The organism is Streptomyces monticola (genome assembly GCF_042665355.1).
In the GTDB taxonomy this organism is placed as follows: Bacteria; Actinomycetota; Actinomycetes; order Streptomycetales; family Streptomycetaceae; genus Streptomyces; species Streptomyces monticola.
In genome coordinates, this window is sequence record NZ_JBHTCF010000007.1 from 295,123 (window position 1) to 309,848 (window position 14,726).

The 14,726-nt window shown below is 71.9% G+C and carries 11 protein-coding genes; 6 read left to right on the forward strand and 5 right to left on the reverse strand.

Going from position 1 to position 14,726, the window contains the following annotated elements; genetic code table 11:
* Positions 1-115 precede the first annotated feature (115 nt).
* Complete coding sequence (locus tag ACFQVC_RS19360; RefSeq protein ID WP_381831721.1) at positions 116-2,671, forward strand: helicase-associated domain-containing protein; 2,556 nt, start codon at positions 116-118, stop codon at positions 2,669-2,671.
* Positions 2,672-2,955: 284 nt separating this feature from the next.
* Positions 2,956-4,596, forward strand: a complete 1,641-nt coding sequence (locus tag ACFQVC_RS19365; protein WP_381831722.1) for a DNA repair helicase XPB — start codon at positions 2,956-2,958, stop codon at positions 4,594-4,596.
* 28 nt (positions 4,597-4,624) lie between these two features.
* Here the strand turns inward: ACFQVC_RS19365 and ACFQVC_RS19370 are convergent, their stop codons facing one another.
* A complete protein-coding gene (locus ACFQVC_RS19370; RefSeq protein WP_381831723.1) occupies positions 4,625-5,875 on the reverse strand; it encodes a glycosyltransferase 87 family protein in 1,251 nt (416 codons plus the stop codon).
* A gap of 115 nt (positions 5,876-5,990) precedes the next feature.
* Positions 5,991-6,185: a hypothetical protein gene (locus tag ACFQVC_RS19375; protein ID WP_381831724.1), complete on the reverse strand. Its 195-nt coding sequence runs from the start codon at positions 6,183-6,185 to the stop codon at positions 5,991-5,993.
* A 368-nt stretch (positions 6,186-6,553) separates the two neighbouring features.
* Between ACFQVC_RS19375 and ACFQVC_RS19380 the strand changes: the two genes are divergently transcribed.
* On the forward strand, positions 6,554-8,653 hold the full coding sequence (locus ACFQVC_RS19380) for a HelD family protein (protein WP_381831725.1): 2,100 nt from the start codon (positions 6,554-6,556) through the stop codon (positions 8,651-8,653).
* A gap of 224 nt (positions 8,654-8,877) precedes the next feature.
* Here the strand turns inward: ACFQVC_RS19380 and ACFQVC_RS19385 are convergent, their stop codons facing one another.
* Together ACFQVC_RS19385 and ACFQVC_RS19390 are read right to left on the reverse strand one after the other, a co-directional pair.
* Positions 8,878-9,576: a copper homeostasis protein CutC gene (locus tag ACFQVC_RS19385; RefSeq protein WP_381831726.1), complete on the reverse strand. Its 699-nt coding sequence runs from the start codon at positions 9,574-9,576 to the stop codon at positions 8,878-8,880.
* Between the two features lie 108 nt (positions 9,577-9,684).
* Positions 9,685-10,653, reverse strand: a complete 969-nt coding sequence (locus ACFQVC_RS19390; protein ID WP_381831727.1) for a hypothetical protein — start codon at positions 10,651-10,653, stop codon at positions 9,685-9,687.
* Positions 10,654-10,835: 182 nt separating this feature from the next.
* Here ACFQVC_RS19390 and ACFQVC_RS19395 point away from each other — a divergent pair, with 182 nt between their 5' ends.
* A complete protein-coding gene (locus ACFQVC_RS19395) occupies positions 10,836-13,103 on the forward strand; it encodes a heavy metal translocating P-type ATPase (protein WP_381831728.1) in 2,268 nt (755 codons plus the stop codon).
* On the opposite strand, the gene ACFQVC_RS19400 is transcribed toward ACFQVC_RS19395, so the two are convergent.
* Positions 13,087-13,479 (reverse strand): ATP-binding protein, encoded by a 393-nt coding sequence (locus ACFQVC_RS19400; protein WP_381831729.1) that lies wholly within the window; start codon positions 13,477-13,479, stop codon positions 13,087-13,089. The two genes, ACFQVC_RS19395 and ACFQVC_RS19400, sit on opposite strands and share 17 nt — an antisense overlap.
* 112 nt (positions 13,480-13,591) lie before the next feature.
* Here ACFQVC_RS19400 and ACFQVC_RS19405 point away from each other — a divergent pair, with 112 nt between their 5' ends.
* Positions 13,592-14,416 (forward strand): helix-turn-helix domain-containing protein, encoded by an 825-nt coding sequence (locus ACFQVC_RS19405; protein ID WP_381831785.1) that lies wholly within the window; start codon positions 13,592-13,594, stop codon positions 14,414-14,416.
* Entirely contained in the window at positions 14,413-14,724 is a 312-nt protein-coding gene (locus ACFQVC_RS19410; RefSeq protein WP_381831730.1) for a DUF397 domain-containing protein, read from the forward strand. The genes ACFQVC_RS19405 and ACFQVC_RS19410 overlap by 4 nt, the downstream gene beginning before the upstream one ends.
* The last annotated feature ends 2 nt before the right edge of the window (positions 14,725-14,726 follow it).

Genomic DNA, 14,726 nt, shown 5'->3' on the forward strand with positions numbered 1-14,726 from the left:
CCCTGCTTCGCTGGCCGGCAATTCCCTTCCGGGGAGCGCTGGTTGTGGTTCCCGGCCATGTGACCGTATCGCGCGCGACGCCACCCTGTCGGTCGCACCTACTACCGTGTGAAGGATGAGGACCGAGAGCACGGCAGGCGCAGCTGTCCCCCGCACGCTCGCCGAGGAGCTGAGGCAGCGCGACGACACGTCGCTCGCCGCCCTGCTCCGGGCCCGCCCCGACCTGCTGTCGCCCGTTCCCGGCGACCTCACGCAGCTCGCCACCAGGGCCGGCACGAGGGCGTCGGTGGTGCGCGCCCTGGAGCGGCTCGACACCTTCGCGCTGCAGACGGCGGAGGCGCTCGCGGTGGCCCCGGACCCGGCGGCGTACGACACGCTGAGCGCCCTCCTGCAAGGCGATGACGGGGACCCGGCGGTCGCGGCCGCGCTGCCCGCCGCGCTCGCGAACCTGCGCGAACAGGCCCTGGTGTGGGGCGGCGACGACCGGCTCCGCCTGGTGCGTACGGCCCGTGAGCTGCTCGCCCCGTCCCCGCAGCACCCCTCGCCCACCGGTCTCGGCCCGACGGTCGCCGAGGCCACGTCGGGGATGTCGCCGGGCCGCCTGCAGCAGTTGCTCGCGGCGGCCGGGCTCACCACGACCCACGACCCGGTGTCGGCGGTGGCCGCTCTGACGGCGCTCTTCACGGACCGCCCGCGGATGTCGGCGCTGCTCGACGAGGCGCCCGCCGACGCGCTCGAAGTCCTGGGCCGGCTCACATGGGGGCCGCCGTACGGCCAGGTCACCCACGATCCCGCCGCTCATGTGCGGTGGCTGCTCGACCGCGGTCTGCTCCTGCCGACGGCGCCCGGCACGGTCGTGCTGCCGCGGGAGGCCGCCCTGCATCTGCGGGCGGGCCGCGCGCACCGCGGCACGCAGCCGCTGCCGCCGGAGGTCGCCGTCAAGGCGGAGCACCGGCCGCGCGTGGTGGACGCGACGGCGGCGGGGCAGGCGTACACCGCGCTTTCCACGGTCGAGGAGCTGCTCAGGGAGTGGCACGAGGGCGGTCCCGCGGTGCTGCGCGCGGGCGGTCTGAGCGTGCGTGACCTGAAGCGCACGGCGGTCGCACTGGACGTATCCGAACCAATCGCCGCGTTCTGGGTTGAACTTTCCTACGCCGCCGGGCTGTTGGCGTCGGACGGTGAAGCGGACGAGCGGTACGCGGCGACGCCCGCGTACGACGAGTGGCTGGAGCGCCCGGCCGCCGAGCGCTGGGCCCGCCTGGCCACCGCCTGGCTCTCGGCGACCCGCACGGCGGGCCTGGTCGGCGGCCGCGACAGCAAGGACCGGACGCTGTCCGCGCTCGGCCCGCATCTGGACCGCTCGGCCGCGCCCGAGGTCCGCCGCCGTGTCCTCGACCTGGTCTCCGGGCTGCCCGAGGGCGCGACGCCCGACCCCGAGGCGGTCCTGGCCCGGCTCCACTGGGAGCGGCCGCTGCGCGGCGGCGCGCAGCAGCCCGGTGACGATCTGCGCTCACGTCTGGCCCGCTGGACGCTCGACGAGGCGGAGTCCCTCGGGGTGACGGGCCGGGGCGCGCTGTCCACGCATGGCCGCGCGCTGCTGGGTGAGGCCGGCGGGAAGGACGAGGGCCCGCACTCGCACCCGCACCCGCACTCGCACTCGCACTCGCACCCGCACCCGCACCCGCACCCGCACCCGCACCCGCACCCGCACCCGGAGGATCAGACGTCCCTGGAGGAGCGGGTCGCGGCTCTGCTCGCCCCTCTCCTCCCCGAGCCCCTGGACCACGTGCTGCTGCAGGCCGATCTGACGGCGGTTGCGCCCGGCCCGCTGGAGCGGCCGCTCGCGGAGACCCTCGCGGTGCTCGCGGACGTGGAGTCGAAGGGCGGCGCGACGGTCTACCGCTTCACCCCGGGCTCGGTGCGCCGCGCCCTGGACGCGGGCCGCACGGCCACGGACCTGCAGGCGTTCCTGACGGCCCACTCCCGCACCCCGGTGCCGCAGCCGCTGTCGTATCTGATCGACGATGTCGCCCGCAGACACGGGCACTTGAGAATCGGCGCGGCCTCGGCGTATGTCCGCTGTGACGACGACGCCGTACTGAACGAGATCCTCGCCGACAAGCGGGCCCAGAACCTGCGGCTCCGCCGTCTCGCCCCCACGGTCCTGGCCGCGCAGGCCGACCCGGCGACACTCCTGGACGGGCTGCGTTCGATGGGCTTCGCGCCCGCGGCGGAGACCCCCGACGGCGATGTCCTGATCGCCCGCGCACACGCCCACCGCAGCCCGCCGCGCACGGCCCCCGAGCCCGTGCCCGAGGGCCCGCCGCTGCCCGACGACACCCTGCTCGGCGCCGCGGTCCGCGCGATCCGCGCCGGCGACCTGGCCTCCACGGCCCCGAAGAAGCCGGCCCCCTCCGGCCCCGCCCCCGGCGAGCTGCCCCGCACCACCCCCGCCGAGACCCTCGCCACCATGCAGGCGGCCGTCCTGACGGGCGAGACCCTGTGGATCGGCTATGTGAACGCGGAGGGCGCGGCCAGCCAGCGCGTCATCGCCCCGATCCGGGTGGAAGGCGGCTTCGTCACGGCCTACGACCACACGGCGGACGAGGTCCGCACCTACCCCCTGCACCGGATCACGGGCGTCGCGGAGCTGGCGGAGGACGCCACCTGACGACGGCCGGAAGGGCCGGGACGGCCGGGAGAGCCGGAAGGGCCGGAAGGGCCGGAAGGGCCGGAAGGGCCGGAAGGGCCGGAAGGGCCGGAAGGGCCGGAAGGGCCGGAAGGGCCGGAAGGGCCGGAAGGGCCGGGACGGCCGGGACGGCCGGAAGGGCCGGAAGGCACCCACCGCAGGGCGCCCGCGGCCCGCACTCGCCCCGTCCACCGCCGCTCGTGCGGCACACTGGACGTTTGGCCTCACACTTCCGGGGCCGCCGGAGTAACGGAAAGGGTGCTCGCGTGAACGGTCCCCTCATCGTCCAGTCGGACAAGACCCTCCTGCTCGAGGTCGACCACGAGCAGGCCGACGCCTGCCGCCGGGTCATCGCGCCCTTCGCCGAGCTGGAGCGGGCGCCCGAGCACATCCACACCTACCGGGTGACGCCGCTCGGCCTGTGGAACGCGCGGGCGGCGGGGCATGACGCCGAGCAGGTCGTGGACGCGCTGGTGGAGTTCTCGCGCTATCCCGTGCCGCACGCGCTGCTCGTCGACATCGCCGAGACGATGGACCGGTACGGACGGCTCACGCTGAGCAAGCACCCCACGCACGGCCTGGTGCTCACCTCCACCGACCGGCCCGTCCTCGAAGAGGTGCTGCGCTCGAAGCGGATCGCGCCGCTCGTGGGCGCCCGGATCGACGCGGACACCGTCGCCGTGCACCCCTCCGAGCGCGGCCAGATCAAGCAGACCCTGCTGAAGCTGGGCTGGCCCGCCGAGGACCTCGCGGGGTACGTCGACGGCGAGGCGCACCCCATCGAGCTCGAAGAGAACGGCTGGGCCCTGCGCCCGTACCAGAAGCAGGCCGTGGAGAACTTCTGGCACGGCGGCAGCGGCGTCGTCGTACTGCCCTGTGGTGCGGGCAAGACACTCGTCGGCGCCGGGGCCATGGCACAGGCCAAGGCGACGACGCTGATCCTCGTCACGAACACCGTCTCCGCGAGGCAGTGGAAGCACGAGCTGGTGAAGCGGACCTCGCTGACCGAGGACGAGATCGGCGAGTACAGCGGTACGCGCAAGGAGATCCGCCCCGTCACCATCGCCACGTACCAAGTCCTGACGACGAAGCGGAAGGGCATCTACCCGCACCTGGAGCTCTTCGACTCCCGCGACTGGGGCCTGGTCCTCTACGACGAGGTGCATCTGCTGCCCGCGCCCGTCTTCAAGTTCACGGCCGACCTGCAGGCCAGGCGACGGCTCGGCCTCACCGCGACGCTCGTCCGCGAGGACGGCCGCGAGTCCGATGTGTTCTCGCTCATCGGTCCGAAGCGGTTCGACGCGCCGTGGAAGGAGATCGAGGCGCAGGGCTATATCGCGCCGGCCGACTGCGTCGAGGTGCGGGTCAATCTGACGGACTCCGAGCGGCTCGCGTACGCCACCGCCGAGGCCGAGGAGAAGTACCGGTTCTGCGCCACCACCGCCACCAAGCGGAAGGTGACCGAGGCGCTCGTACGCAAGCACAAGGGCGAGCAGACCCTGGTCATCGGCCAGTACATCGACCAACTCGACGAGCTGGGCGCCCACTTGGACGCCCCGGTCATCAAGGGCGAGACGACCAACGCCCAGCGCGAGAAGCTGTTCGGCGCGTTCCGTGAGGGCGAGATCTCCGTGCTCGTCGTCTCGAAGGTCGCGAACTTCTCCATCGACCTTCCCGAGGCGACCGTCGCGATCCAGGTGTCCGGCACGTTCGGCTCCCGCCAGGAGGAGGCGCAGCGGCTCGGCCGGGTGCTGCGCCCGAAGGCCGACGGGCATGAGGCGCGGTTCTACTCGGTGGTCGCCCGCGACACGATCGACCAGGACTTCGCCGCCCACCGGCAGCGGTTCCTCGCGGAGCAGGGCTACGCGTACCGGATCGCGGACGCGGACGAGATCCTGAGTTCGTAGGGCTGCGTCACCGGGAGCGCCCCGTTACTCACTGGGAGCGTCCCGTCGGCCCGCTTGCCGTCGCCCGCCCGGCGGGCCGAGGGGCGGACCCCTCGGCCCCCCGCGCGACCGGGGTGCCCCGCTGTCCCGGAACCGGAGCGGCGGGGCGGCCCGTGCGCCACGCCACCCATGCCAGGAGCGCGAGGCCGAACAGCGGATACGGCGCCGAGAGGGGCTGCTGCCACCACGGGTAGCGGAGGTCGAGGTCGCCCTCGTGGGGCAGGATCCACTGGGTGCGCGCGGTGAAGAGCACGGCCACGAACGCGGCGAGGCGCAGGCGGCGTTCGGCGACGAGGACCGCGAGCAGCGGTACGCACCACACCCAGTGGTGGGACCAGCTGATCGGGGAGACGAGGAGCGCGGTGACCGCGGTGGCGAGGAAGCCCCAGGCCTCGGAGCCCTGGCGGTGGGCGCGGTAGGCGAGCCAGAGGCCCGCGACGGCGACCAGGGCGGTGGGCACCGCCCACAGCAGGCCCGGCTCCTCCATGCGGAGCACGCGCGCGACGAGCCCTTGCAGTGACTGGTTGTCGACGATCCACGCCTTGCCGACGCGGCCCGTCTCGAACATCCGCCGGGTCCAGAAGTCGACGCTGGCGCCGGGCAGGACGAGCGCGCCGAGCAGCACCGTGCCCGTGAAGGACGCGAGCGCGGTGACGGCGGCCCGGATACGTCCGGTGATCAGCAGGTAGACGATGAAGATGCCGGGCGTGAGCTTGATGCCCGCGGCGATGCCCAGGGCGAAGCCCTTGCCCACGGCTCCCTCGGGCCGTGTCATGTCCCACAGGACGAGGCAGGCGAGGGCGAGGTTGATCTGCCCGAACAGGACGGTCTGGAAGACGGGTTCGAGCCAGATGCCGAACGCGGTCGCGGCCAGCGGCAGCCAGGGGCGGGCGCGGATCCGGGCCAGGCGCAGTGAGAGGTGCACGAGAAGCGCCAGGAGCGCCGCGTTGCCCACGACGAAGAGGATCTTCAGAAGCGTTATGGGCAGCCAGGCCGTCGGCACGAAGAGGATCGCGGCGAACGGCGGGTAGGTGGCCGGCAGATTCCACTCGGTGACCGTGAAGCCGTACAGGTCCGTGCCGTTGGCGACGGCGGCGCCCTCGGCGCGGTAGACGAGGGTGTCGGCCATGGGGATGCGCATGACCACGCACAGGGTGGCCAACGCGGCCAGGGAGAGCGTGAGTAGAGCTCCGGCGGCGATGACTCGGGGTGAGCGGAAGGTCACAGTCCGGTGAATCACGGGAAGCGACCTTACCTGTCCGTTACGGCGCCTTTACGTCCGGGCGATCAACGGCACCGTACGACTGGGTGGCGGAAGGGTTCAAGCGGATTGCTGTGGCGCGGCGTTGTGCGACTCAATGACGCCGCTTCACGCCCGCCTCCTCGGCGTACTCCCCGAGGACGACCACGCTGAGCGCGGCGCCCGCGAAGACCTTGGCGGCGCGCAGGGCGTCGCCGACACGGTGGCTGTGCCGGGTGCCGGTCGCGGCGGTGGCGCCACGGGCCGGGTGCGGCCTGACAGGGGCTGGGGTGAAGGTTGCGCTGCTCATGACTCCATTGTGGAATTCGGGCATTTCCCGCACATCGGCCCGTGGGCTGAGTCACAGCCCGTCCCGCCTCCACCTTTGGACAGACCCCATCCCCTACGGGTAGGGGGTGATGACCTCGGTGATCACCCGGGCGATCACCCCGGCGATCACCCCTCGCAGGCCTCACAGGTACGGCCCCCGTAAATGGTTGGCGGCGCCCTCCCCGCCTGATCTAAACTCCTCCGTCTTCCCCGCCTCCCTCGCGGAGTGCCCGCCCGTCTCCCACCACCGCCCTCAGCTGAGGCCCTTCGGGCCGCCCCCTGGTCTTGCCCGGACGGAAACCGGGCGGCTGTCCTTGACCTACGCACGCATCCGCCGGAGGAACCCCCGTGACCGCCGTGTCCGACGCCGACGACCCCCTCGCGCGCGAGCGCGCCCATCTGGCCGCCTCCCGGTCCGCCCTGCGGGCCATGCGGGCCGACGTCGAGGCGCTCGACCTGCGCGATGTGACCGCGAACTGGGTCAACTCCGAGGTCCTGCAACACCAGATCGACGACCGCATCAAGGCCCTCGCCGACCTCGCGCACACCCCGCTGTTCTTCGGCCGCCTCGACTATCTGCACGCGGTCGGCGCCGAAGAAGCAGAGGGGGCCGAGATCAAGAAGGGGAGCGAAGCGACTTCCTTGGAAGGGCGGCGGCGGGAGACGGGTGGGCAGTTCTACATCGGGCGGCGGCATGTGCACGACGCCGACGGCGACCCGATGGTGATCGACTGGCGTGCCCCGGTCTCCCAGCCGTTCTACCGCGCGTCCAAGACCGCACCGATGGATGTCGCGCTGCGCCGCCGGTTCGGTTACACCGGCGGCGAGTTGACGGCGTACGAGGACGAGCATCTCTCCGACCCGGCGGAGGCGGCGCGCACCAGCAAGCTGCTGCAGCAGGAGATCGAGCGGCCGCGCGTCGGGCCGATGCGGGACATCGTCGCCACGATCCAGCCCGAGCAGGACGAGATCGTACGCAGCGGCCTCGGCGGCACGGTGTGCGTACAGGGCGGCCCCGGCACCGGAAAGACAGCGGTCGGTCTGCACCGGGTCGCCTATCTCCTCTACGCGCACCGCGAGCGGCTCGCCCGCACCGGCACCCTCGTCATCGGGCCGAACAAGTCCTTCCTGCACTACATCGAGCAAGTCCTGCCCGCGCTCGGCGAGTTGGAGGTCAAGCAGGCGACGGTCGACGACCTCGTGGCCCATGTGGAGGTACGGGGCACGGACGCCGCCGAGACCGCCGTCGTCAAGGGCGACGCCCGGATGGCCGAGGTCCTCGCCCGCGCCGTCCGCTCCCATGTCACGCTGCCCACCGAGGCCCTGATGGTGGTACGCGGCTCACGGCGCTGGCGCATTCCCTCCTACGAACTGGAGGAAATCGTGCAGGAGTTGCTCGACCGCGACATCCGCTACGGCGCGGCCCGCGACGCCCTGCCGCAGCGCATCGCGCACGCCGTGCTCGTCCGCATGGAGCAGGCGGGCGAGGCGCCGGACGACCGGGTGCAGGACGCGGTGGCCCGCAACGCCGCGGTCAAGGCGGCCGTGAAGTCCATCTGGCCGCCCGTCGATCCGGCGAAACTGGTCCTCCGGCTCCTCTCCGACGCGGACTTCCTCGCCGCCCACGCGGAGGGAATCCTCACCGAGGAGGAGCAGAAGGCCGTGCTGTGGACGAAGCCCGCGCGCTCGGTGAAGTCGGCCAAGTGGTCTGCCGCGGACGCGGTGTTGATCGATGAGGCGGGCGATCTCGTCGCGCGTACGCACTCCCTCGGTCATGTCGTCCTTGACGAGGCCCAGGACCTCTCGCCCATGCAGTACCGCGCGGTGGGGCGCCGCTGCACCACCGGCTCCGCGACCGTACTCGGCGACCTGGCACAGGGCACCACGCCCTGGGCGACGCGCAGTTGGGCCGAGGCGCTCGGCCATCTCGGCAAGACGGACGCCGTGGTCGAGGAGCTGACGGCGGGCTTCCGTGTGCCGCGCGAGGTCATCGCGTACGCCTCGCGGCTGCTGCCCGATATCGCGCCCGGTCTGGCGGAGGTGGAGTCGGTGCGTGAGTCGCCGGGTTCGCTGTCGGTGCGGCGGGTCTCCGATCTCGACGCGGAGGTGGTCGCGGCGTGTGGTGAGGCCCTGGCCCATGAGGGGTCGATCGGGCTGATCGCGGCGGATGCGCGGGTGCCGGCGCTGGGCGCTGCGCTGGCGTCGGCCGGGCTGCGGTGCCTGTCTCCCGGCGAGGAGACGACGCCCGACACCCGGCTGACGCTGGTGCCCGCGTCGCTGGCCAAGGGTCTTGAGTACGACTACGTGGTCCTGGACGAACCGTCCGCGGTCGTCTCCGGCGAGCCGGACCTGCGGACGGGCCTGCGCCGGTTGTACGTGGCGCTCACGCGCGCGGTCTCGGGCTTGACGGTGATCCACCGGGCGGATCTGCCCGGCCAGTTGGGATAGTTCGCCGGACGGGCTGAAAATTCAGCCCGTCCGGCGATCGAGGACATCTTTGAGGCCGTCCGCAGGACTTTCGGGAAGGGGCGGGCTGGGGAGGAAGCCCGCCGCAGGCGCGACGGGCTGCGGGGCGCGACGGGCTTGCGGGGCGCGACGGGCCTGCGGGGCGCGACGGACCTGCGGGGCGCGACGGGCCTGCGGGGCGTGACGGACCCTCACCCGCATCGCGCCTACGCGTCCAGCGCCGCCCGCCACTCCGCGACCGCGGCCGCGGACACCGGCGCGTCCCAGCCGGAGGGCCGCGCCGCCCCGCCGATGTGGAACGCGGAGATGCCCGCCGCCCTCAGCTGAGCCACATGCCCGAGGCCGAGGCCGCCGCCCACCAGGATCTGCTGCTCATACCCCGGCTCCCCGGCCCGCGCGGCCTCCGCGAGCAGCACCGGCATCCCGCCGGAGACGCCCTCCGCCGACCCCGCGGTCAGATAGGTGTCGAGCCCCGGCAGATCCGCCAGCTGCTTGCGCAGGGAGTCCCGGTCCGCGGCCCGGTCGATGGCGCGGTGGAAGGTCCAGCGGGCGCCGTCGATGGCGGCGACGAGCCGCTCGACCGCCGCCAGGTCCGCCGCCCCCGTCTCGTCGAGAAAGCCGAGCACGAACTCGTCCGCGCCCGCGGCCCGCAGCGCCCGTGCGTCCCGTACGAGCGCCGCGACCGTCTGCTCGTCGCCGGCCGCGAAGCCGTCCGACGCCCGCAGCATCACGCGCAGGGAGATGTCGACGGCGGCGCGGATCTCGGCGAAGGCGGTGAGGCTCGGCGTGAGCCCGTCCGCGGCCATGTCGGTGACCAGCTCGAGGCGGTCCGCACCTCCGGCCTGGGCGGCGACGGCGTCCTCGGCGTCGAGGGCGATCACCTCCAGGACTGCACGCTTGCTCATGGGACCCCTTATTCCTCGATGGCGATGACGGCTATAGGCGACTACAGGTCTAGTCCAATCTCAAGACTACGCGCCGATCGCCACCACCGGGACCCGATCGGAAGCCGATCAGTGGGCGTGGCCGCTTTCCGACCCGCCGGAGTGGGACGAACCGGAGGAGTCACCCTTGCCGGGCTCGGGCGCCGCCGCCCCCTCGGTCCGCACCGTGAAGTCCGCCGTCCGCACCTTCCCGTCGTGCTTGAAGTCGAGGAAGAGGCGGTACGCGCCCTTGCTGGGTGCCGTCGCCGTGAAGGAGACCTCGGGTCCTGGGCCGCCCTCGTTGGGGTGCACGTGCAGGTAGGCGAGGTCCCCCGACCGCAGGGCGACCAGGTGGCCGTAAGCCTCCAGGTAGGGCTCGAGGTCGGTGACCGGTTTGCCGTTCTTGCTGACGCGCAGCTTCAGTTCGCCGGCCTTGCCCGGGGTGAGGCCGCCGTCCAGCGTCACCTCGTACCCGCCCTCGACCTTCGCCGTGGTCGTGGAGCCGGGCAGCTTCTCCGGGTCGTACTGGCCGGAGACCGCCAGGTCGGCGCCGAGCGTGAGCCCCTCGCCGCCCTTCGGTGTGAAGTCGGCGAACACCCGGTAGCCGCCGGCCTTCGGCAGTTCCACGGGGGTCGACCAGGTGCCGTCGGCGGCCCGCGAGGGGTGCAGATGCCGGAAGGTGTCGAGGTCGCGCGAGGCGATGATCAGGTGCAGGTCCTTGCCGTGCTCGCGGTCGTACGCGGTGACCTTGCGGCCGATGCCGTCCTCGACGGTGAAGCTCAGCTTCCCCTTCTCCCCCGCGGCCAGGCGCGGGGTCTCCAGGTCGAGGGTGTAGCCGCTCTGCGAGACCTGAAGCCCGCCCGGCAGTTCCGCACCGCCCCCGCCCTCCGGCTTCTTCTCGTTCCCGCCGCTGCCGCCGCCGTGGCCGCCGTGGCCGCCGCCCGCCTCCTGCTCCCCCTTCTGCACGACGGGGTCCGCGGTGCTGCCGACGGCGTACGCGGTGCCGAAGGTGGCGGCCACTGCGGCGGCGAAGGCGGTGATCTTGAGTCCGGTGTTCATGGCTGCTGCTCTCCTCGGTTCGTTGCCCCTTGCCCTTGGGCCGTGCCCATGACGATACCCCTGGGGGGTATGAAGTCAAGCCCAGGGAACCTCTTGCGTCTCCATACGTGTGGGGGGTATACATGAACCCATCACGCAGATACCCCCCTGGGGTACCAGCCGAAAGCCGAGGAGCAGCAGCCATGACCACCACATCGCCCGGCACCACCGCCGAAGCGGAGGTCGAACTCGCCATCGGCGGCATGACCTGCGCCTCGTGCGCCGCCCGCATCGAGAAGAAGCTCAACCGCATGGACGGCGTCGAGGCGACCGTCAACTACGCCACCGAGAAGGCCAAGGTCACCTACACCGGCGAGATCGCGGTCGAGGACCTGATCGCCACCGTCGAGGCCACCGGGTACACGGCGCAGGAGCCGAAGCCCGTACACACCGAGCCCGCCGCCCCCGGCGAGGAGCCCGCCGACGCCGAAGACGATGAACTGCGGCCGCTGCGGCAGCGGTTGACCGCCGCCATAGTCCTCGCCGTCCCGGTGATCGCGATGGCCATGGTCCCGGCCCTGCAGTTCGAGTACTGGCAGTGGCTGTCCCTGACGCTCGCGGCGCCGGTCGTCACGTATGCCGCCTGGCCCTTCCACAAGGCCGCGTGGACCAACGCGAAGCACGGCGCGGCCACGATGGACACACTGATCTCGGTCGGCACGTCGGCGGCGTTCCTGTGGTCCGTGTGGGCGCTGTTCTTCGGCACGGCGGGCACGCCCGGTATGACCCACCCCTTCGAGCTGACGATCGCCCGCACCGACGGCGCCGGGAACATCTATCTGGAGGCGGCGGCCGGAGTCACCGCGTTCATCCTGGCGGGCCGCTACTTCGAGGCCCGTTCCAAGCGCAAGGCGGGCGCGGCGCTCAAGGCGCTGCTCGAACTGGGCGCCAAGGAAGTCACCGTCCTGCGCGACGGCACCGAAGTCCTCATCCCCACCGCCGAGTTGGCGGCCGGTGACCGCTTCCTCGTGCGCCCCGGCGAGAAGATCGCCACGGACGGCAAGGTCGTCGAGGGCTCATCGGCCGTGGACGCCTCCATGCTCACCGGCGAGTCCGTGCCGGTCGAGGTCGGCGTCGGCGACTCCGTCACGGGCGCGACCCTGAACGCCGGCGGCCGCCTCGTGGTCGAGGCGACACGGGTCGGCGCGGACACCCAGCTCGCCCGGATGGCCAAGCTGGTGGAGGACGCGCAGAACGGCAAGGCCGCGGCCCAGCGGCTCGCCGACAAGATCTCCGCCGTCTTCGTGCCGGTCGTCATCGCCCTCGCCGTCGCCACGCTCGGCTTCTGGCTCGGCAACGGCTCGGGCCTGACCGCGGCCTTCACCGCGGCCGTGGCCGTCCTGATCATCGCCTGCCCCTGCGCCCTCGGCCTGGCCACCCCGACCGCGCTCATGGTCGGCACCGGGCGCGGCGCCCAGCTAGGCATCCTGATCAAGGGCCCCGAGGTCCTGGAGACCACGCGGCGTGTCGACACCATCGTCCTGGACAAGACCGGCACGGTCACGACGGGCCAGATGACCCTGCTCGCCACGCACACCGCTCCCGGCACCACCGAGACCGAAGTCCTGCGCCTGGCCGGCGCGTTGGAGCACGCGTCCGAGCACCCCATCGCCCAGGCCGTCGCGGCCGGTGCCGCCCGTCAGGCCGGTGACCTGCCCGCTCCCGAGGACTTCGCGAACATCGCGGGCCTCGGCGTCCAGGGCATCGTCGAGGGCCACGCCGTCCTCGTCGGCCGCGAGAAGCTGCTCGCGGAGTGGGAGATCCACCTGCCGGTGGAGCTAGAGCGCGCCAAGTCCGCGGCGGAGGCGGCCGGGCGTACGGCCATCGCGGTCGCCTGGGACGGCGAGGCCCGCGCGGTCCTCGAAGTCGCCGACGCGATCAAGGAGACCAGCCCCGAGGCGATCGAGCGGCTGCGGGCGCTCGGCCTCACGCCCATCCTGCTCACCGGGGACAACGCGGCGGTCGCCGCCTCCGTGGCCGCCGAGGTCGGTATCGAGCAGGTCATCTCCGAGGTCCTGCCGCAGGACAAGGTGGATGTCGTCAAGAAGCTCCAGGCCGAGGGCAAGTCGGTCGCCATGGTCGGCGACGGCGTGAACGACGCCGCCGCCCTCGCCCAGGCCGACCTGGGTCTGGCCATGGGCACGGGCACGGACGCGGCCATCGAGGCCGGCGATCTGACGCTCGTACGGGGCGACTTGAGGGCCGCGTCGGACGCGATCCGGCTTTCCCGCAAGACCCTGGGCACGATCAAGTCGAATCTGTTCTGGGCCTTCGCCTACAACGTCGGCGCACTGCCGCTGGCCGCGGCGGGACTGCTCAACCCGATGATCGCGGGCGCGGCGATGGCGTTCTCGTCGGTCTTCGTCGTCGGCAACAGCCTGCGCCTGCGGGGCTTCAAGGCCGCGGCGTAAGGGGGCCGGCGGCGAACTCGCACCACACGTACTTTCCGGGGGTTCTGAACCCCACGCCCCACTTGTCGGCGAGGGCGGACACGAGCAGCAGACCGTGTCCGCCCTCGCCGCGCGCGATCCGCGGAATGCTCGGCGTCCCTTCGCCACTGTCGTGCACCTCTACGCGGAGCACGGTGCCGTCGTACTCGAACCTCAGCAGATAGCCCCTGCCGGGCGGGGCGCCGTGCAGCAGCGCGTTCGTCGTCAACTCGCTCACGCACACCAGCACTTCGTCCACCCGGTCCCGGATACCCCAGTCCGCGAGCACGTCCCTCGCGAACGCCCGCGCCCGGGGAACCGAGCGGCGCTCACGGCGGTAGAGCTTTTCCCTGTTCATGGGGCGAGAGTCACGGAACGTGACTAGCCTGGCACAGTGAGGCGACCCCGACGGATTCTCTGTCGGGGTTTGCGCAGGATCCAGTACGAGCGGGGGCGGGGACATGGCCGCCATGAGCCCTGGCAAGCGTCCGAGGAAAAATCCGTCCGCCATGCGCATGGTAGGTGAACTGGTCGCGGTGCTACGGCGCGCGGCCGGACTCACCCAGGCCGCGCTGGCCGAGCGTCTGGTGGTGACCGAGTCCACGATCGCGGCGATCGAGCAGGGACGGCGACCCCTGTTGCCGGATCTGGCGGCGACGCTGGACGAACTCCTGGACAGCAAGGGGGTGTTGGCTGTCGCGGTCAGCAATATGCCGGAGATCGATCAGTTTCCGTTGTGGGCTGAGCAGTACATCGAGCAGGAACGAAAGGCCATCAGCCTGTCCTTGTACGCGAACCAGGTCCTGCCAGGCCTGCTGCAGACCGAGGAGTACGCGCGGGCGGTGTTCCGGGAGCGTGTGCCGTCGTACGACGTGGACGAAACCGAGGCCAAGACGGCGGCGCGGATCGAGCGGCGGGACATCCTGCACCGGAGAGTCCCGCCCACGGTCAGCTTCGTCATCTGGGAACCGGCTCTGCACCTGAACATCGGCAGCCGTCTGATGCGGGAGGAGCAGATGCGGCATCTGCGCGAGTACGCCGAACTCCCTTGTATCTCCCTGCAGATCCTGCCGGCGGATAGTCCGCATCACGCAGGGCTCAACGGGCCATTCGTCTTGCTAGAGACCGCCGATCACCAGCACTTGGCCTATACCGAGACCCAGCGCGGCAGCCAGTGGGTCGCTGATCGTGACGAGGTGTCCATCCTGGAACACAAATATGCGATGCTGCGAGCACAGGCCCTTACCCCGCACTTCTCCTTGGGCCTGCTGGACAGTCTGCTAGGAGAGCAATGAGCAGCACCGCACTTCACTGGTTCAAGTCGAGTTACAGCGGCGACGAGGGCGGCGAGTGCCTCGAAGTCGCCTACGACTGGCGGAAGTCCAGCTACAGCAGCGACGAGGGCGGCGAGTGCCTCGAAGTCGCCTACGACTGGCGGAAGTCCAGCTACAGCGGCAGCGAAGGCGGCGACTGCCTCGAGGTCGCCGCCCACCCCACCGCCATCCACATCCGCGACTCCAAGAACCCCACGGGTCCCGCCCTCAGCGTCACCCCCGCCGCCTGGGCCGCCTTCACCGGTATGGCGACCGGCGCCGCTCGCTGACG

Coding starts and splice junctions, on each gene's coding strand:
- ACFQVC_RS19360 (WP_381831721.1), top strand. CDS start 116: ATGAGGACCGAGAGCACGGCAGGCGCAGCTGTCCCCCGCACGCTCGCC.
- ACFQVC_RS19375 (WP_381831724.1), bottom strand. CDS start 6,185: ATGAGCAGCGCAACCTTCACCCCAGCCCCTGTCAGGCCGCACCCGGCC.
- ACFQVC_RS19385 (WP_381831726.1), bottom strand. CDS start 9,576: ATGAGCAAGCGTGCAGTCCTGGAGGTGATCGCCCTCGACGCCGAGGAC.
- ACFQVC_RS19390 (WP_381831727.1), bottom strand. CDS start 10,653: ATGAACACCGGACTCAAGATCACCGCCTTCGCCGCCGCAGTGGCCGCC.
- ACFQVC_RS19395 (WP_381831728.1), top strand. CDS start 10,836: ATGACCACCACATCGCCCGGCACCACCGCCGAAGCGGAGGTCGAACTC.
- ACFQVC_RS19400 (WP_381831729.1), bottom strand. CDS start 13,479: ATGAACAGGGAAAAGCTCTACCGCCGTGAGCGCCGCTCGGTTCCCCGG.
- ACFQVC_RS19405 (WP_381831785.1), top strand. CDS start 13,592: ATGAGCCCTGGCAAGCGTCCGAGGAAAAATCCGTCCGCCATGCGCATG.
- ACFQVC_RS19410 (WP_381831730.1), top strand. CDS start 14,413: ATGAGCAGCACCGCACTTCACTGGTTCAAGTCGAGTTACAGCGGCGAC.